The organism is Agrobacterium sp. SUL3 (assembly GCF_001263295.1).
GTDB classification, from domain to species: Bacteria; Pseudomonadota; Alphaproteobacteria; order Rhizobiales; family Rhizobiaceae; genus Agrobacterium; species Agrobacterium tomkonis.
Genome location: NZ_KQ414506.1, coordinates 169,925 through 186,754 on the forward strand (window position 1 = coordinate 169,925; position 16,830 = coordinate 186,754).

A 16,830-nucleotide genomic window follows, 5' to 3' on the forward strand; every position below is an offset into this window, starting at 1 on the left:
TTGTCCGGTTTAAATTTTCGATTCCCGTCTAAAGCATTGATTTTCAGTGCTGTTCAGACGCATCCCAGCTTTCTGACATGAATGAAGTATGTGCGTCATCCGATGAATGGCAAACCTCGCCAAGCACTCCGACGTCATCCTCGGGCCTGTCCCGAGGATCTGCAACGTCCTGATTTTGTTGACGTGTTTAGATTCTTGGGACAAGCCCAAGGATGACGTCGAGAAAAATGCGCAACGTTCACCATTAACTTACATGCCACCAGGTCCAGCATGACGGAGAAGATGTCTCCGTCTTTTCATCATTCACGTCCGGTAAATCAGCCAGTTCTTGCCGGTATAGTTCTTCTGCATGCCGTCCTCGTAAAAGACGGAGCGGTTTCTGCCGGTTTCCTTGGCGTGGTAAAGCGCCGTGTCGGCATGGCCATAAAGTTCGCCCGGATTGTTGGCCTGCGAAGCGGAGGCAAAACCGATGGAGATCGTCACCGTGCCATAATCGGCGCCGGATCTTGAATTGCGGAAGGGCGTGCTTTCCAGCGACAGGCGGATGCGCTCGCACATCACCATCACTTCCTCCGGCGTATTGCCGTCGAGAATGATCGCGAATTCCTCACCGCCGCTTCTTGCGACGAAACCGTCCTTGCGGACATTCGCGCGGATGACCGAGGCGACGGTTGCCAGTATCTTGTCTCCGACCGGATGGCCGAACGTATCGTTTATCCGCTTGAAATGGTCGATATCGAGCAGCACCAGCGATGTGTATTGCAGGCCGATGGAGCTGTCGTAGACGGAAGCCAGCCGGTCGTCGAAGGCGCGGCGGTTGGAAAGGCGCGTCAGCGAGTCGGTATTGGCGATGCGCTTATATTCATCCAGCTCCAGGCGGACCTGGTGCATTTCCTCGGCATGGCGATTGACGTCGTTGAACGCCTTTTCACCGTCGGTGATCTTTGTGCCCGTGGCTTCGGCCAGCAACAGGATCGCATTCTTCAGAATATTTGTGCTGGAGGCGTTCTTGTCATCGATGCGCTGGCGCGTTTCGCCAAGTATCCTGTTGTAGTTCTCGATGGAGGATTGTTCCCGCCGCAATGTGCCCAGCAACGCTTCCAGTTCACGCCTGAGCTTTTCATGCGCGTCGTCGATTGCCCTGACCGGATTGCTTTCGCCGTGGCGCGTGGACAGTTCGTCCAGATCCTCCTGCGTGGCCCGGCTTCCAAGTGCCGCCAGATCCTTCGTCAGCGCCGGGTTCGAGCCAATATAGGCTTCGTAGAAAAGGCTGTAATTACGCGGGATCGGCGAAACACCCATGCTCCGCATGGCGTAGGCAATCTGCCCGGCAATGTCGGGTCCCGTTGTTTTGGGCGTGGATGCCGTGTTCATCAAGAAACTCCAGTGAGTCTGCTTATAGACAATGATTATTATTATGCGGGCTGTTTTGGAAAGCTTAATTTATGGAAAACTAATTTTTGTTCCCGGAAATTCCATTTTCGCTGATTTTTATCTTATTTAATTGATAATTATAAGTAATTTTCATTTTTAGAGATTTCCGGAGTTTTTTCCCTCTACTATTCGCCTTGGTGACAGCATCGTATTTATTCTGTCAATCCCGATAACGCTTTTCGAGTGATTTATTTTGGCACAGCAATACAGGATGCGAGGAAGGGAAACGTCAGGTCAGGGCATTTTTCAATTCGGCAAGACATGGCCTATAGGCGGAAAATTTCGCCACTCATGTCCAAACGCAAGAATCTTACAGTTTTTATTTGATGGTCTCAACGCCGGACGGCGCGGTTTGCGCCGGACGGCGCGGTTTGCGCCGGGATTGGGATGATATCTGTCGAGCTTTTGAAACAGTGTGCCGTTTCGATCCGGCGGCTCTCGGGCGGCGTCAGGTCCTGAGCTTTATAACCGGGCATTCCGTGCCTGCCGGTGCTTCCGGCGCATGCGGCGGACGTATGATCAGGACGTCGGAATGGGCAAGGATGTTCATCATCGATGAATCCTGTTTGGCATATGCTTCCGCCACGCGTTCACCGCTGTCGTCGGTGCGGAGACGGGCGCGAAGATAATCCTGCCGATGGTCATTGGCCTTTAGCGGCGCTGCGGTCCTTACAGTAACTTTGCGTTCCAGAGGCGCGCGGCGGGCGATCCTGCGGATCAGCGGTTCGAGAAACAAGAGGCTGCAGACGAGGCTGGCGACTGGGTTTCCGGGCAGGCCGAGAACCTGCATCGTGCCGATTGTGCCGACCATCAGCGGCTTTCCGGGGCGCATGGCGATGCGCCAGAAATCCAGCTGCATGCCTTCCGCCTTCAGTGCCGCCTGCACGAGATCGTGGTCGCCGACGGAAGCGCCGCCCAACGTCACCAGCACATCCACCTTGGCTGCGACGGCCTTGCCGATGGCGGCGCGGATCAGCGTATCGTCATCGGCAATGATGCCGAGGTCGAGAATATCGGCGCCCGCCTGACGGGCGAGGGCTGCGACGCCGAAAGTGTTGGAGGCGATGATCTGGGCCGGGTTCGGCGTGCTTCCCGGCGGCAGCAATTCGTCGCCGGTGGCGAGGATGGCGATGCGCGGCTTGCGGTAGACGGCAAGTGTGGCGTGGTTCATGGCCGCCGCAAGTGTGAGGTCGGTGAAGCCGAGTTCGCGCCCGGCTTGCAGAACCGTTTCGCCCTGCGCAAAATCCTGCCCGCGGGGGCGAATGTGTCTCCCGGCTACGACTTTGAAGGTGGTGCGGATCTTGCCACCTTCCAGCACTTCCGCATCTTCCTGAATGAGGATGGTATCGGCTCCCTCAGGCACGGGCGCGCCGGTGAAGATGCGCACTGCTTCGCCTTCACCCAGAGTGCCGGTAAAAGCATGGCCAGCAGCCGCCTGGCCGATGACGGTCAGGACTGAGCCGATCTCAGGGGCATCGGTGCTGCGCAGCGCGTAGCCATCCATGGCCGAGGCGTCAAAAGGCGGTTGGGTGAGGCGCGCCGCCAGATCGGCCGAGAGGACGCGGCCGTCACATTCGGCAAGCGGCAGGGTTTCGCTACCGGTTACCGGAACCGCCGCTTCCAGAAGGCGCCTTGTGGCATCATCTACGGGCAGCAGCGGTTTCATTCAGCTCTCCTGCCGGCGAAAATCACCGGATTTGCCACCGCTCTTTTCGAGCAGGCGGATATTGACGATTTCCATCGCCTTGTCGGCAGCCTTCGCCATGTCATAGATCGTCAGGCAGGCGATGGAAACGGCGGTCAGCGCCTCCATTTCCACACCGGTCTTGCCCGACAGTTTCACCATGGCCTCGACGCGCAGGCCGGGCAGGGCGGTATCTTCGGTAATGTCCACCGCGACCTTGGTCAGCATCAGCGGATGGCAGAGCGGGATGAGATTGGCCGTCTGTTTGGCGGCCATGATGCCGGCCAGCCGGGCGGTGCCGATAACATCGCCCTTCTTGGCGTTGCCGTCGCGGATGAGCGCCAGCGTTTCCGGTTTCATCTTCACGAAGCCTTCGGCGACGGCGACACGGGTCGTTTCGGTCTTGTCGCCGACATCGACCATATGCGCCTCGCCGCTGGCATCGATATGGGTGAGCTTCTGGCCATCGCTCATCGGGATATTACTCGGCTGCCAGAATGCCGGATTGGCCCGTCAGCAGCGCTTTGGTGGCCGCGGCCACATCGTCCTTGCGCATCAGGCTTTCGCCGACGAGGAAGGTGCTGATGCCGCTTTTTTCGAGACGCTGGCAATCTTCGAAGGTGAAGATGCCGCTCTCGCCCACCAGCAGCTTTTCGGCCGGCACGAGGCCCGCCAGCTTCTCGCTGGTTTCGAGGCTGACCTCGAAGGTGCGCAGGTTGCGATTGTTGATGCCAAGCAGCGGCGAGGCGAGCTTCAGGGCCCGTTCGGTTTCCTCCGCGTCATGCACCTCGACCAGCACATCCATGCCGAGCATGAAAGCCTCGTCTTCAAGGCGTTTGGCTTCATCGTCGGAGAGCGACGCCATGATGAGGAGAATGCAGTCTGCGCCCCAGGCGCGGGCCTCATGCACCTGATAGGTATCGAACATGAAATCCTTGCGCAGCGCCGGCAGGGCGCAGGCATTGCGGGCGGCGGTCAGGAATTCCGGGGCGCCCTGAAAGCTTGGCCTATCCGTCAGCACCGAAAGACAGGCGGCACCGCCCGCCTCATAGTCAGCAGCCAGCGCCGGCGGATCGAAATCCGGGCGGATCAGGCCTTTCGACGGGCTGGCCTTCTTGATCTCGGCGATCAGGCCGAACTTGCCTTCGGCCTGTTTTGCCCGGAGTGCCTTGTAGAAACCACGCGGCGCGCTCTGGCCTTCGGCCATGGCTTTCAGATCGGCCAATGAGACCGTGGCCTTGGCAGCGGCGATTTCTTCGCGCTTGTAGATTTCGATCTTTTTCAGAATGTCGCTCATGGTCTCGCTCTCATTCCTGCTTGTGGTCGGCCTGCGTGGCATCTGCTTCGTTGGAAACGAGGACCAGACGGTCAAGCGCCGCCGCCGCCGCACCGCTGTCCAGCGCCTCGCTGACGATCGCCATCGCCTGACCCAATGTTTCGGCCTTGCCGGCGATGACAAGGGCAGCAGCCGCGTTGCAGAGCGACACGTCACGATAGGCATTGCGTTTGCCCGACAGGACGTCGCGCAATGCCGCCGCATTGGCAATGCCATCGCCGCCCTTGAGATCAGCCATTGCCGCGACGTCGACACCGAAATCCTTCGGGGTCAGATCGAAGGTGCGGATCTTGCCATCTTCCAGCGCTGCCACATGGGTGACGCCCGTGGTGGTGACTTCATCCATGCCATCGCCATGTACGACCCAGATGCTTTCCGAACCGAGATCGCGCAGCACTTCGGCAAGCGGCACCAGCCAGCGCGGCGAAAAGACGCCGAGCAACTGGCGCTTTGCACCCGCCGGGTTGGAGAGCGGGCCGAGCAGGTTGAAGATCGTCCTTGTGCCGAGTTCGACACGGCTCGGGCCGACATGGCGCATGGCGGAATGGTGCATCTGCGCGAACATGAAGCCAAGCCCCGCCTCTGCGATGCAGCGGGCGATGAGATCAGGACCGATATCGAGCTTCACGCCGAGCGCGGACAAGGCATCCGCCGTGCCCGATTTGGAGCTCAGCGCCCGGTTGCCATGCTTGGCGACCGGCAGGCCCGTGCCGGCAACGATGATCGAAGCCAGCGTCGAGATATTATAGGTGCCGATGCCATCACCGCCGGTTCCGACGATATCGATGGCATTGGCGGGAGCCGAGACCGGCAGCATGCGGGCGCGCATGGAGGAAACGGCGCCGACGATTTCGTCGACCGTTTCGCCGCGCACGCGCAGCGCCATCAGGAAACCGCCGATCTGCGACGGGGTGGCTTCGCCCGACATCAGAATGTCAAAGGCCGTCCGCGCATCCTCGCGGTTCAGGCTTTCTCCGTTCGCGACCTTGGCGATCAGCGGCTTCAGTTCGGCCATGGTTTCCGCCCCCCGGTCAGAAGCCGACCATCGCCTGATCGGCGAGGGCCTGATTGATGGTCACACCATAGTCGTTCTGCAGACGGTTGACCATCTGGTCCAGCATATCGTCGCCGGCTGCACGGGCAATGGCGGTAAATTGCTGGTCGTCATTGGCAAGCGCGTCGGCCGGGGCGTTGGTGTCAACCGAGGTGACCTTGAAGAGGATGCGGCTGGAACCCTCGGCATCTGCCGCCGTGCCAACCACGCCTTCAGCGCCGGAGAAAACGGCAGCAATCGTCTGTCGGCCGAAAATCGCATCCTCACTGGTGCGGCGCAGGCCGGATTTCTGTTCGACGGCAAGGCTGAGCTCGCCGGCAACAGCCTCAAGTGTTTCGCCCTTTTCAACGCGGGCCTTCAGCTCGTCGGCCTTGGCGGCAAGTGCTGTGCGCTGCTGCTCGGACGTCCAGTCGGCCACGACATCGTCGCGTACTTCGGCAAGCGTGCGGTCACGGGCGGGGATGATCTGCTCGGCATCGAACCAGATGTAACCTTCGCGGCCGAGATTGATCGGCAGGGCTTCGGTGCCGGGTTCGGTCTTGAAGACTTCCTGCGCCAGTTGCGGCGAAGGCAGGCCTTCGACCGCGTCGCCCTTTTCATCGAGGCCGGCGGCATCGATGGCGGCAATGGTGACGGGCTTGAGGTTCAGCTGCTTTGCGGCATCGGCAAGCGACGAACCACCGGCGCGCAGATCCTCGTAACGGTCGTGTACATTGGTGACTTCTTCCGCCGCTGCGGCAGTAGCGAGGTCCTTGCGGATATCTTCCTTGGCTTCTTCCAGCGTGCGGGTGGTTTCCGGCTTGATGCCGGTGACGCGCAGGATGACCGGGCCGAAGGAGCCTTCGACGACGGCAGACACGCCGCCATCCTTCTGGATGCCGAAGGCTGCGTCGGCAATCGACTGGTCGGGGATCGTGTCCTTGGTGAATTCGCCGAGCGTCACGTCGGAAGCGGTCTTGCCCTGATCCTTCACCACCTGATCATAGGTGGTGTTGCCGAGACGGATCTGTTCGGCGGCAGCGGCAGCCATTTCCTTGTCCGTAAAGGTCAGCTGTTCAACCGTGCGGCGGCCGGCGGTGCGGAAGCTGTCCTTGTGGCTGTTATAATAGTCGGCGATCTGCGCGTCGGTCACCGAAGCCTGATCGGCAATGTCTGACGGCTCCAGCTTCACATAGGTGAACTTGCGGAATTCCGGTGCGCGATATTTCGTCTTGTTGGTTTCAAACCACGGCGTGAGCACATCGTCGCCCGGTGCCTTGACCGGCGGGATGACGGCGTTGGAAAGAATGACGTAATCGACCGCGCGCTGCTCATTGCGATACTGCTTCAGTGCATCCACCAGCACCTGCGGTGCGGCAAAACCATCTGACACGGCTTCGACAATCTGGCTTCTGACGGCAACCTTGCTGCGTTCCTTGATATAGTCGTCCTCGCGGAAGCCGGAATTGCGCAGGCGTTCGCTGAACAGATTGCGGTCGAACTGGCCGTTGACCGACTTGAAGGCCGGGTCCTCGGCAATGAGCTTAGCAAGGCGATCTTCCGAAAGGCCGAGATTCATCTTGGATGCAAGCTCGTCGAGCGATGCCCCTGCCGCAAGCTGGCTGAAGACCTGCCGGTCGATGCCGAAGGCCTTGGCCTGTTCGGTCGTCAGCCTTGTGCCGAACTGGCGGCTGAGATCGGAAATCTGGCGCTGATAGGCGAGGCGGAACTCCTGCGGGCTGACCGTCTGGTCACCCACCGTCATGACGGCGTGGGAATTGGCGGTGACAAGCGATGCGGAGACGCCCCAGACGCCAAACGAAACAACAAGCAGGAGAAGCAGCAGCTTGGCTGCCATGGTTCGAGAAGCATTTCTCAGGGAATCGAGCATCGTTATGCAAACCTCACAGGAACGTCATCGCGGTCGCCAGCCTTCCGGCCCGCAACGTATCGGCGTTCCTTAAATCAATCCAAACGGAAATTGAAGGGAATTTCCCTTGGAAAAACGGGGTTTTGAAAACGCTTATGTGATTGGAGCGGAGTTTTTCCGCCTTCATCTTCGCCGGATTGCTGTCATGAGGCGCAAAATAAAACCGCCCGGAGCGCCCAGGCGGTTGCGAAGAATCGTTTTTTAATCGGCTGTTAGGACCGCCCGCCGCGCCTAGAAAGCGCGGTCGCGCCGGATCGTCGCCTTGAATTCCTCGTCTTCACGCCGCATCTCGGCGATGACGGAGATCATCGATGTCACGAACATTACGCTGATCAGGGCCAGAAGCATCGTCAGAAATGTGAACATGATATCGTCTCCGGGAGTTTCGAGGAAATTTTCCCCGTTATCAGTAATAATTCATATACTGGTAGCGGGCGGTCAGCTGCGGGTAGTCCGGTCCCTGGGCTTCAGGCTTCTGCTCATAAAGGCTAAACGTCGTTGCTACCATTGCGATAACCAGTACTGTCCAGGCGGTGCTGATGACGCTGATTTTCGCCGAAGTAGACTGTTTTTCTCTTACAAACATCTGTCCGTTCCTTTGGTTCTTTCTTAACGCGCCATGCCTCAACATGTTCCGCGTCAATCGTAAAAATCGATTAGCATCGCGCCTGTGAAACTTCCTTGAATGGCTCGTTCATCTGGCGTTCAGGAAACTGGCTAAGGGCGTCATTCGAGAAAAAGATACTCGGCAGCGAATGATGCGATGACCGAAAGGACGATCATGAAGGCCAGCATTTTCAATTCTCCGGATGCTTAACGAGTGAGGGGCGTTTCGGTTTCCCGATGTTGTGCATTTAAACAAAATAGCTCTGAAACCGCACTGAACGGCCCATTCATCGCGGGTTCACGGCACAGCCGCGGTTGTGCCGTGCGGTTATAATGTCTTGCGCCGCGTGCCTCTCCATGACAAAAGGCGGGCACATGATACCCAGCATCGAAGCGCGCCCACCATCTGAGAGCGATATGACGATTGCCTTTTATCCAGGATCATTCGATCCGATGACCAACGGACATCTGGATGTGCTTATCCAGGCGCTGAACGTGGCGTCGAAAGTCATCGTTGCCGTCGGCATTCATCCCGGAAAAGCGCCGCTGTTCAGCTTTGAGGAGCGGGCGGCGCTGATAAAGCAGGCGCTTGCCGAACATCTGCCGGGCGAAGCGGCGCGCATGGAAGTCGTCTCCTTCGACAATCTGGTGGTGGATGCCGCCCGTCAGCACGGAGCGCGCCTTTTGCTGCGCGGCCTGCGCGATGGCACCGATCTCGATTATGAAATGCAGATGGCCGGCATGAACCGCCAGATGGCGCCTGATATCCAGACCGTGTTCCTGCCCGCCGGCACCTCGTCGCGACCCATTACAGCCACATTGGTCCGGCAGATCGCCGCCATGGGCGGCAATGTCGACGCCTTCGTGCCGAAAGCCGTGCTTGAAGCCCTCAACGCCAAGCTGAAGCGCTGACTTCAGCCCCACATTCTGGAGCCAATCCGATGAAACTCGTTCGATTTGCCTTTGCCGGCGCCATGTTTGCAGGCGCACTTGCCGCCAGCACCATTGCTTCCGCCGCCGAACTTCTCACCGTACAGCTGAAGGACGGTCCCGTTGTCATCGAGCTGATGCCGGAAGTCGCGCCCAAGCACGTGGCGCAGATCGAGGCGCTGGCCAAGAAGGGCGCTTATGACAACGTCGCCTTCCACCGCGTCATCGACGGTTTCATGGCGCAGACCGGCGACGTGCAGTACGGCAACATGGAAAAGGGTTTCAGCGCCCAGCGCGCTGGCACCGGCGGCTCCGACCTGCCGGATATTCCGGCTGAGTTCTCCAAGACGCCGTTCACACGGGGCGTGGTCGGCATGGCCCGTTCGCAGGATCCGAATTCCGCCAATTCGCAGTTCTTCATCATGTTCGCCGACGGTCCGTTCCTGAACGGCCAATATACCGTGGTCGGCAAGGTCGTGTCCGGCATGGAAGCCGTGGACAAGATCAAGCGTGGCGCCGGCGGCAACGGCGAAGTTTCCAACCCCGACCGGATGATCAAGGTCACCGTCGGCAAAAAGTAAGGTGGGGCAATAGAGCCCGAACAGAGGAGAATAATCATGGCCGAGATCAAGGATCCGGAAAACACCATCATCATGGAAACGACGACCGGCAAGGTCGTGATCCAGCTGCTTCCGGAAGTTGCGCCTGGCCACGTTGCCCGCATCAAGGAACTGGTATCGGAAGGTGCTTATGACGGCGTCGTTTTCCACCGCGTCATCGAAGACTTCATGGCCCAGACGGGCGACGTGAAGTTCGGCAAGAAGGGTTCGGAAAGCTTCAACCCGGCACGCGCCGGCATGGGCGGCTCTGAAAAGGAAGACCTCAAGGCTGAGTTTTCCGCCATTCCGCACGTTCGCGGCACCTGCTCCATGGCCCGTTCGCAGAGCCCGAACTCCGCCAACTCGCAGTTCTTCATCTGCTTCACCGATTCGCCCTGGCTGAACAAGCAGTACACCGTGTGGGGCCAGGTCATCGAAGGCATGGAAGCCATCGACAAGGTCAAGCGCGGCGAGCCGGTGAAGGATCCCGATTCGATCGTTTCCATCAAGCTTGCTTCCGCGGCCTGAGGATAGAAGGTTTCTCCCGCCTTGCTGAATTGCAGGGCGGGCGAATGTTTTGCTGATGGGGTGTTCCTCGCACTCGACGTCATCCTCGGGCTTGACCCGAGGATCCATTACCCGGCGATGTCGTGGATCCTCGGGTCAAGCCCGAGGATGACGTCGAGGGGAGGAAGCCTCTTCACCAACAACGACCCGCCGGCAGTTTGCTGCGAGGCGGGTTTTGATATTTTCGAGAGCCCTTGCAATGCGTGTAGACCTGTTCGATTTCGATCTGCCCGAGGAGAATATCGCCCTTCGCCCGGCGAACCCGCGCGACAGCGCGCGCCTGCTGGTGGTCGATCCGAATGAAAACCGCATGGAGGACCATCGCGTTTTCGATCTGCCGTCTTTCCTGCGGCCCGGCGATGCGCTTGTGTTCAACGACACCCGCGTTATCCCCGCCCAGCTGGAAGGTGTCAGGCTGCGCGAAGGTGCGCCTGAGACGGCGGTTTCGGCCACGCTGCACATGCGTGCCGACCAGTCGCGCTGGAAGGCTTTTGCCCGTCCCGGCAAGCGTATCAAGGAAGGCGACCGTATCCGTTTCGGTTACGAGCGCGACAATGCCTGCGGCCTTGCCCATCTGGAGGCCACCGTCGAAGCAAAGGGCGAGGATGGCGAGATAACGTTGCTGTTCGACGTTTCCGGCCCGGTGCTGGATGAGGCGATCGCTTCCGTCGGCCATATTCCTTTGCCGCCTTACATCGCCGCCAAACGGCCGGAAGATGCGCAGGACCAGACGGACTACCAGACCATTTATGCCCGCGAAAAGGGCGCTGTCGCTGCCCCCACCGCCGGGCTTCATTTCACGCCTGACCTGTTTGCGGCGCTCGACAAGGCGGGAATCGAGCGGCATTTCGTGACGCTTCACGTTGGGGCAGGCACTTTCCTTCCGGTAAAGTCCGACGATACGGACGATCACAAGATGCATTTCGAGATCGGCCAGGTATCGCAGGAAACCGCCGACCGGCTGAATGCGGTGAAAACGCGGGGCGGGCGCATCGTCTGCGTCGGCACCACCTCGCTGCGGCTGATCGAAAGCGCGGCTGACGAGAATGGCGTGATCCACCCATGGTCCGACGCCACCGGCATCTTCATCACGCCCGGTTATCGTTTCCGTGCGGTCGATATTCTGATGACCAATTTCCACCTGCCGAAATCGACGCTGTTCATGCTGGTTTCGGCTTTCTGCGGTCTCGAAACGATGCGTGACGCTTACAAGCGCGCGATCGAAACCGGATACCGTTTTTATTCCTATGGCGATTCCAGCCTGCTGTTCCGGAAAAACTGATGCACGACAAATTCACCTTCACCCTGAAAGCCACGAGCGGCGGCGCGCGCCTCGGCGAAGTCGCCATGCCGCGCGGCGTCATCCGCACGCCCGCCTTCATGCCTGTTGGCACCGTCGGCACCGTCAAGGCCATGTATCTCGATCAGGTGCGTGAGCTGGGGGCCGATATCATTCTCGGCAATACCTATCACCTGATGCTGCGGCCGGGTCCGGAGCGTGTTGCCCGTCTCGGTGGTCTGCATGAGCTGATCCGCTGGCCGCATCCGATCCTGACCGATAGCGGCGGTTTTCAGGTCATGTCGCTTTCCGGCCTGCGCAAGCTGGACGAGAAGGGCGTGACCTTCAAGAGCCATGTGGACGGTTCGCTGCACCACATGTCGCCGGAACGCTCGATCGAAATTCAGGGCATGCTCGATTCCGATATCCAGATGCAGCTCGACGAATGCATCGCGCTGCCGGCCGAGCGCAAGGAAATCGAGCGCGCCATGGAAATGTCGCTGCGCTGGGCGGAGCGCTGCCGCGTCGCCTTCGGCGAACAGCAAGGCAAGGCCATGTTCGGCATCGTGCAGGGCGGCGACCAGCCGGATTTGCGCATCCGCTCCGCCGAAGGGCTGAAGCAGCTTGATCTCAAGGGCTATGCGGTCGGCGGCCTTGCCGTCGGCGAGCCGCAGGATGTGATGCTCGGCATGCTCGACATCACCCTGCCGGTGCTGCCCACCGAAAAGCCGCGTTACCTGATGGGCGTCGGCACACCTGATGATATCCTGAAATCGGTGGTGCGCGGCATCGACATGTTCGACTGCGTGATGCCGACCCGTTCTGGCCGTCACGGGCTTGCCTTTACCCGTCGTGGCCGCGTCAATATCCGCAACGCCCGCCATGCCGAAGATATGCGGCCGCTCGACGAGCAGTCCAACTGCCCGGCCTCGCGCGATTATTCCCGCGCCTATCTGCATCATCTCACCCGCTCCAACGAGGCGCTGGGCGGCATGCTGCTGTCCTGGCACAATCTTGCCTATTATCAGGAGCTGATGCAGGGTATCCGCAAGTCGATCGAGGAAGGCCGTTTCGCCGATTTTTATGCGGAAACCATAGAAATGTGGGCGCGGGGCGATATAGACCCGATCTGACGCTTCCCGACCTTTCTCCTGTTTCGGACGCTTTCCTTGGCACATGCGCCTTACGTTCTTTTCCGGGATGATACGACCGGCGCGGTGACAGCCTTCGCCGAGCCGGAAGAGATCATCGTCGCGGATGAGCCTGAGGCCTTTTTTGCCGCGCTCAAGCGCATGGAAGCGCTGCGACGGGCCGGGAAATACCTTGCCGGCTATATGTCCTACGAGGCGGGCTTCCTGTTCGAGCCGAAGCTCGCGCCTTTTGCCGACGAACCCCGCAACGTGCCGTTTCTGCGCTTCGGCGTCTTTTCCGGTCCACAGCCGGATGCCGGGCGGTTTGCGCGTCCCGACACGCTGCCGGATGCGGATGCGTTTCTTTCCGATCCCGTGCCGGCATGGACGCTCCAGGAATACCAGCAGCGCTTTGCGCGACTGCACGACCACCTGCGTCGTGGCGATTGTTATCAGGGCAATCTGACCATGCCCGTCACTGCCCGCTGGAGCGGCGATCCGCTCACCGCCTTCTGGTCGCTGATCGCGCGCCAGCCGGTGAAATACGGCGCGCTGGTCGATCTTGGTGGCCCGGTCATCCTGTCTCGCTCGCCGGAACTGTTTTTCTCGGTCGATGGCGAGGGGTTCATCGAAACCCATCCGATGAAGGGCACGACGCCGCGCGGGGCGGATGCGGAGAAGGACCGGGCAATTATCGCGGCGATGCTGGCTGATGAAAAGACGCTGGCCGAAAACCGCATGATCGTCGATCTGCTGCGCAATGATATTTCACGCATCACCGAGGTCGGTAGCCTCGATGTGCCGAGGCTGTTCGATATCGAGACCTATCCGACCGTGCACCAGATGGTCAGCCATGTCAGGGCAAAGCTTCTGCCTGACGTGACGGTGGAAGACATCTTCGCCGCGCTGTTTCCCTGCGGCTCCGTCACCGGCGCACCGAAAATGTGGGCAATGAAAATCCTGCGGGAGCTGGAAACCGGCCCGCGCGACGCCTATTGCGGAGCGATCGGCTTCATGTCTCCTGATGGAGATATGCGGTTCTCCGTGGCGATCCGCACCCTCAGCCTGTTCGATAACGGCCGCGCCGTCTTTAATGTCGGCGGCGGCATCGTCTTCGATTCCGTTGCCGAGGCGGAATATGACGAGTGTCTGTTGAAATCGAAATTCGCGGTGGGGGACAGGTTGTTGCGGGGGTGATCACCGCCCGATCACCTCAAACGCTCCATCCTCCACCAGCACTTCCTTCGCTGCCGCATGGCTGAGAAAACCCGAAGGGCTGGCGCTGGCGCCATAGGCGCCCGATTGCAGGATGGCGAGGAGATCACCGGCCTTCAGCCTGGGCAACGCGGCATTGCGGGCCAGTGTGTCGAGGGGTGTGCAGAGCGGGCCGACGATCGTTGCGGTCTCGTCGTAGTCTGCCTGCATTTTGGCGGGTGCGACGATGGGGTAGTTGCGTTTGACGATCTGGCCGAGATTGCCCGAAGCGGCGAGGTGATGGTGCATGCCGCCATCCGTCACCACGAAGGTGGTGCCCCGCGAGGTTTTTACCGAATTCACTTCCGCGACATAGATGCCGCCGGGGCCGGCGAGGAAGCGGCCGGGTTCGACGATGATATGGGCGTCGGTTATCAGAGGATGCGCTTTCACAAGCGCCTTGAGGTCGGGAATGGCGGCGCTGACTTTTTCAAGATCGAGCGGCGTTTCGCCTGCGAAATAGGGGATGCCCAGGCCGCCGCCGAGATCGATGGTTTCGAGCGGTCTGCCCAGCATTTGCGCCATGCGTGCGGCAAGGGAAATGGCGTGCCGCCATTGGGAGACAAGCATGTCGGCGTCGAGGATCTGTGTGCCGCCGTAGATGTGCACGCCGACGAGATTGATATGTCTGGCGCCCCTGAAGAGCGGCAGGACGTTTTCCAGCTCTTCCTCGTCGAAACCGAAAGCCGTGGCCTTGCCGCCCATGCGCATGGCGCCGGCTTGAGCATCCGGCACGGGGTTGATGCGGATCGAGGCTTTGACCGGTTTGCCGATCTCTTCGATACGGGCGATTTCCTCGGCGCTTTCAATATGGATTTCGCCGATGCCGCCTTCGATTACCTCGCGCAATTCGGCCATGCCCTTGCCGGGGCCGGCGAAGATGATGTTCTCAGGTGCGACACCCGCCTTGATCGCAGCGCGATATTCGCCGACGGAGGCGATTTCAGCGCCGGCGCCTTGTTGCCGGAAAAGTGCGATAATGGCGGGCAGGGGATTGGCCTTCACCGAATAATAGATATCGGCAAAGCCCGAGAGCGCCGTTTCAAGGTTCTGATAGGCGCGGCGCATGGCGCTTGCATCATAGAGGAAGCACGGCGTTCCGGTTTGGGCGACGATATCGTGAACCGCAAGTCCGCCGATGACAAGATCGTTGTCAGTGACCGCAAATTGCGCATTGGCAAGGGCCGGGCCGTGGCTCTGGGTTTTATCCGTGGGCGACATTGTCCGTCCGTTCGCGCACCAGCGCGCGGTAATCCACCTTGCCATTGGCGGTGACCGGAAGCCGGTCGACCAGTTCGATGGCGCGTGGGATCATGAAGGGAGCGAGCATTTCGGCGGCTTTCCTGAGGGCTGCCGAAACGTCGATATTTTCATTGGCGGCGGTTGCCACGGCATGCACCCTTTCACCGGCAAAGGGGTCCGGTAGACCGATGACGGCAACCTGCTGGAACAGCCCGGTGGACATCAGGCTTTCTTCCACCTCTGTCGGGCTGATGCGATAGCCTGACGATTTGATCATCGCATCGTTGCGGGCAACGAAGCTGAAGAAGCCATTCTCGTCTTCCACGGCCAGATCACCGGAATAACAGACGGTTTCGCCGCCCAGGGCCGCTGGAATGAAGGGATGAGGGCGCAGCACTTTTGCCGTGTCTTCCGGCCGGTTCCAGTAGCCGAGCGATACCGTCGGGCCGCGATGGACGAGAATGCCCGGCTCGCCCGGTTTTGCCCGCTGTCCCTTATCGGTGACGATGAAGATTTCACATTCCGGAATGGCCTTGCCGATGGAGGTCGGCCGGCTGTCGATTTCTTCCGGTGGCAGGAAGGTGGAGCGGAAGGCCTCGGTTAGACCATACATCAGGTAGATTTTTGTATCCGGCAGCTTTTCGCGCAGCGCCTTTACGGTTTCCTGCGGCACGCGCCCGCCGGAATTGGTGATATAGCGCAGATGCGGCAGGGGCGTCTTTGCGAGCGACGGGGCCGCCCTCGTCAGGATTGCCCAGACGGTCGGCACGCCGGCGAGACCTGTCACGGCGTGGTCGCGCAGATCGCGGACGATATCGTCGCCCAGCCGGAAGGTGGAGATGATCGTGGTGGCGCCCTGTTCCACGGCCGTCAGCAGCTGGTTCAGGCCATAATCGAAGCTGAAGGGCAGGATGGAAAGAATACGGTCGCTCGCCGTAATCTCCAGATAGGTCCGCACAATGCGCGCGCCGGCCAGAAGATTGCGGTGCGACAGCATCACGCCCTTGGGTGAGCCGGTGGAGCCGGATGTATAGAGGATCGCCGCAAGGTCCTCGCCGATTGCCGCCGAGGTTTTGGCAGGCGCGTTCGAGCGGGTCTCGATATTTTCCGTCAGCAATACGCTCACATCGGCCAAGCCTTCCAGCGCTGCGCCGAGTTCTTCCTGCATCGCCCTGCTGCTGATGACGATTTTCGCGCCGCAATCCGTGATGATATGGCGGATCTGCTGTGATTTCAGTAGCGCATTGACCGGCACAAAAACGCAGGATGCCATGCTGACGCCGAAGATCGACCAGCATTCCTCTATGCCGCGTGGCAGGAAAATGACGACTCTGTCGCCGCGTTCTGCGCCGGCCTGCTGCAGGGCAGCCGCGCAAAGGCTCGCCGCTTGCGCGAATTCCCGATAGCTCAGCGCGATATCTTTATGGATAAGGGCCTGATCGTCGCTTGCCGCCTGTGCGGCGAGCAGGTGGTGCAGCAGGAAATGCGGTGTCATCTCCTCCGTTCCCTGAGGACGAAGGCGATGAGATCAGCGGGTGTACCGAGATTGTCAGGCGTGAAATGTTCATCATCGAGAATGATGCCAAAACTCTCGCCGAGGAAGATCATCAATTCCAGAAAACCGAGCGAATCGATCGCGCCGCCTTCAAGAAGCAGGGTATCGTCGGTAAAAGGTGCGTGGGCGGGAAAACGGCTCGAGAGATAGGAATGGATCGTATCAGCAACGTTGGTTTCGCTTTTCTTTGCCGCAAGCATGCTTGTTCTCCGATTTCCCGTGTGTTTCCCATAAAACCCGCCTGAAATGAC

Annotated in this window: 17 protein-coding genes; 6 read left to right on the forward strand and 11 right to left on the reverse strand. The window is 59.9% G+C overall.

The genetic code is table 11. The annotated features are described in order from the left end of the window. Nucleotides 1-303: 303 nt before the first annotated feature. From AKG12_RS17370 to AKG12_RS17405, 8 genes are all read right to left on the reverse strand, one after another. A complete protein-coding gene (locus tag AKG12_RS17370) occupies nt 304-1,374 on the reverse strand; it encodes a GGDEF domain-containing protein (RefSeq protein ID WP_046798345.1) in 1,071 nt (356 codons plus the stop codon). Nucleotides 1,375-1,882: 508 nt separating this feature from the next. After that, nucleotides 1,883-3,100, reverse strand: coding sequence for a molybdopterin molybdotransferase MoeA (locus tag AKG12_RS17375; RefSeq protein ID WP_052819788.1), 1,218 nt, complete (start codon nt 3,098-3,100; stop codon nt 1,883-1,885). Beyond that, on the reverse strand, nt 3,101-3,592 hold the full coding sequence (gene moaC / locus AKG12_RS17380; RefSeq protein ID WP_052819789.1) for a cyclic pyranopterin monophosphate synthase MoaC: 492 nt from the start codon (nt 3,590-3,592) through the stop codon (nt 3,101-3,103). It abuts the gene before it with no gap. Between the two features lie 7 nt (nt 3,593-3,599). Then, entirely contained in the window at nt 3,600-4,415 is an 816-nt protein-coding gene (trpC, locus tag AKG12_RS17385) for an indole-3-glycerol phosphate synthase TrpC (protein ID WP_052819790.1), read from the reverse strand. Between the two features lie 10 nt (nt 4,416-4,425). Beyond that, complete coding sequence (trpD, locus tag AKG12_RS17390) at nt 4,426-5,469, reverse strand: anthranilate phosphoribosyltransferase (RefSeq protein WP_046798349.1); 1,044 nt, start codon at nt 5,467-5,469, stop codon at nt 4,426-4,428. A 16-nt stretch (nt 5,470-5,485) separates the two neighbouring features. Then, nucleotides 5,486-7,378: a peptidyl-prolyl cis-trans isomerase gene (locus tag AKG12_RS17395; RefSeq protein WP_046798350.1), complete on the reverse strand. Its 1,893-nt coding sequence runs from the start codon at nt 7,376-7,378 to the stop codon at nt 5,486-5,488. A gap of 270 nt (nt 7,379-7,648) precedes the next feature. Continuing rightward, entirely contained in the window at nt 7,649-7,783 is a 135-nt protein-coding gene (locus tag AKG12_RS31045) for a hypothetical protein (RefSeq protein ID WP_256367998.1), read from the reverse strand. Nucleotides 7,784-7,823: 40 nt separating this feature from the next. Beyond that, nucleotides 7,824-8,003, reverse strand: a complete 180-nt coding sequence (locus AKG12_RS17405) for a hypothetical protein (protein ID WP_046798466.1) — start codon at nt 8,001-8,003, stop codon at nt 7,824-7,826. Nucleotides 8,004-8,440: 437 nt separating this feature from the next. Here AKG12_RS17405 and coaD point away from each other — a divergent pair, with 437 nt between their 5' ends. The 6 genes from coaD to AKG12_RS17435 all read left to right on the forward strand — a co-directional run bounded on the left by coaD (nt 8,441) and on the right by AKG12_RS17435 (nt 13,725). After that, the gene (coaD, locus tag AKG12_RS17410) at nt 8,441-8,935 is read left to right on the forward strand and encodes a pantetheine-phosphate adenylyltransferase (RefSeq protein WP_046798351.1); all 495 of its coding nucleotides are present in this window, start codon (nt 8,441-8,443) and stop codon (nt 8,933-8,935) included. 29 nt (nt 8,936-8,964) lie between these two features. Beyond that, nucleotides 8,965-9,534, forward strand: a complete 570-nt coding sequence (locus AKG12_RS17415) for a peptidylprolyl isomerase (protein ID WP_052819792.1) — start codon at nt 8,965-8,967, stop codon at nt 9,532-9,534. A 36-nt stretch (nt 9,535-9,570) separates the two neighbouring features. Further along, the gene (locus AKG12_RS17420) at nt 9,571-10,080 is read left to right on the forward strand and encodes a peptidylprolyl isomerase (protein WP_046798353.1); all 510 of its coding nucleotides are present in this window, start codon (nt 9,571-9,573) and stop codon (nt 10,078-10,080) included. A gap of 238 nt (nt 10,081-10,318) precedes the next feature. After that, the gene (gene queA, locus AKG12_RS17425) at nt 10,319-11,401 is read left to right on the forward strand and encodes a tRNA preQ1(34) S-adenosylmethionine ribosyltransferase-isomerase QueA (RefSeq protein ID WP_052819793.1); all 1,083 of its coding nucleotides are present in this window, start codon (nt 10,319-10,321) and stop codon (nt 11,399-11,401) included. Further along, nucleotides 11,401-12,531, forward strand: coding sequence for a tRNA guanosine(34) transglycosylase Tgt (gene tgt / locus AKG12_RS17430; protein ID WP_052819794.1), 1,131 nt, complete (start codon nt 11,401-11,403; stop codon nt 12,529-12,531). Before queA ends, tgt begins: the two co-directional genes overlap by 1 nt. Before the next feature lie 36 nt (nt 12,532-12,567). Beyond that, nucleotides 12,568-13,725 carry an aminodeoxychorismate synthase component I gene (locus AKG12_RS17435; protein WP_052819795.1) on the forward strand — a complete coding sequence of 386 codons (1,158 nt, stop codon included), beginning with the start codon at nt 12,568-12,570 and terminating at the stop codon, nt 13,723-13,725. Here AKG12_RS17435 and AKG12_RS17440 read toward each other — a convergent pair whose 3' ends face one another. The 3 genes from AKG12_RS17440 to AKG12_RS17450 are packed head-to-tail and all read right to left on the reverse strand — an operon-like array spanning nt 13,726 to nt 16,779. Further along, nucleotides 13,726-15,003 carry a type III PLP-dependent enzyme gene (locus AKG12_RS17440; protein WP_052819796.1) on the reverse strand — a complete coding sequence of 426 codons (1,278 nt, stop codon included), beginning with the start codon at nt 15,001-15,003 and terminating at the stop codon, nt 13,726-13,728. Continuing rightward, on the reverse strand, nt 14,987-16,519 hold the full coding sequence (locus AKG12_RS17445; protein ID WP_052819797.1) for an AMP-binding protein: 1,533 nt from the start codon (nt 16,517-16,519) through the stop codon (nt 14,987-14,989). Before AKG12_RS17445 ends, AKG12_RS17440 begins: the two co-directional genes overlap by 17 nt. Beyond that, on the reverse strand, nt 16,516-16,779 hold the full coding sequence (locus AKG12_RS17450; RefSeq protein ID WP_046798361.1) for an acyl carrier protein: 264 nt from the start codon (nt 16,777-16,779) through the stop codon (nt 16,516-16,518). Before AKG12_RS17450 ends, AKG12_RS17445 begins: the two co-directional genes overlap by 4 nt. Nucleotides 16,780-16,830 lie beyond the last annotated feature (51 nt).

Excerpts from the sequence above, each read along its gene's own strand:
- coaD (WP_046798351.1), top strand. The coding sequence starts at position 8,441 with ATGACGATTGCCTTTTATCCAGGATCATTCGATCCGATGACCAACGGA.
- trpC (WP_052819790.1), bottom strand. The coding sequence starts at position 4,415 with ATGAGCGACATTCTGAAAAAGATCGAAATCTACAAGCGCGAAGAAATC.
- AKG12_RS17440 (WP_052819796.1), bottom strand. The coding sequence starts at position 15,003 with ATGTCGCCCACGGATAAAACCCAGAGCCACGGCCCGGCCCTTGCCAAT.
- tgt (WP_052819794.1), top strand. The coding sequence starts at position 11,401 with ATGCACGACAAATTCACCTTCACCCTGAAAGCCACGAGCGGCGGCGCG.
- AKG12_RS17415 (WP_052819792.1), top strand. The coding sequence starts at position 8,965 with ATGAAACTCGTTCGATTTGCCTTTGCCGGCGCCATGTTTGCAGGCGCA.
- AKG12_RS17370 (WP_046798345.1), bottom strand. The coding sequence starts at position 1,374 with ATGAACACGGCATCCACGCCCAAAACAACGGGACCCGACATTGCCGGG.
- AKG12_RS17405 (WP_046798466.1), bottom strand. The coding sequence starts at position 8,003 with ATGTTTGTAAGAGAAAAACAGTCTACTTCGGCGAAAATCAGCGTCATC.
- queA (WP_052819793.1), top strand. The coding sequence starts at position 10,319 with ATGCGTGTAGACCTGTTCGATTTCGATCTGCCCGAGGAGAATATCGCC.
- AKG12_RS17395 (WP_046798350.1), bottom strand. The coding sequence starts at position 7,378 with ATGCTCGATTCCCTGAGAAATGCTTCTCGAACCATGGCAGCCAAGCTG.
- AKG12_RS17450 (WP_046798361.1), bottom strand. The coding sequence starts at position 16,779 with ATGCTTGCGGCAAAGAAAAGCGAAACCAACGTTGCTGATACGATCCAT.
- moaC (WP_052819789.1), bottom strand. The coding sequence starts at position 3,592 with ATGAGCGATGGCCAGAAGCTCACCCATATCGATGCCAGCGGCGAGGCG.
- AKG12_RS17375 (WP_052819788.1), bottom strand. The coding sequence starts at position 3,100 with ATGAAACCGCTGCTGCCCGTAGATGATGCCACAAGGCGCCTTCTGGAA.
- trpD (WP_046798349.1), bottom strand. The coding sequence starts at position 5,469 with ATGGCCGAACTGAAGCCGCTGATCGCCAAGGTCGCGAACGGAGAAAGC.
- AKG12_RS17445 (WP_052819797.1), bottom strand. The coding sequence starts at position 16,519 with ATGACACCGCATTTCCTGCTGCACCACCTGCTCGCCGCACAGGCGGCA.
- AKG12_RS31045 (WP_256367998.1), bottom strand. The coding sequence starts at position 7,783 with ATGTTCACATTTCTGACGATGCTTCTGGCCCTGATCAGCGTAATGTTC.
- AKG12_RS17420 (WP_046798353.1), top strand. The coding sequence starts at position 9,571 with ATGGCCGAGATCAAGGATCCGGAAAACACCATCATCATGGAAACGACG.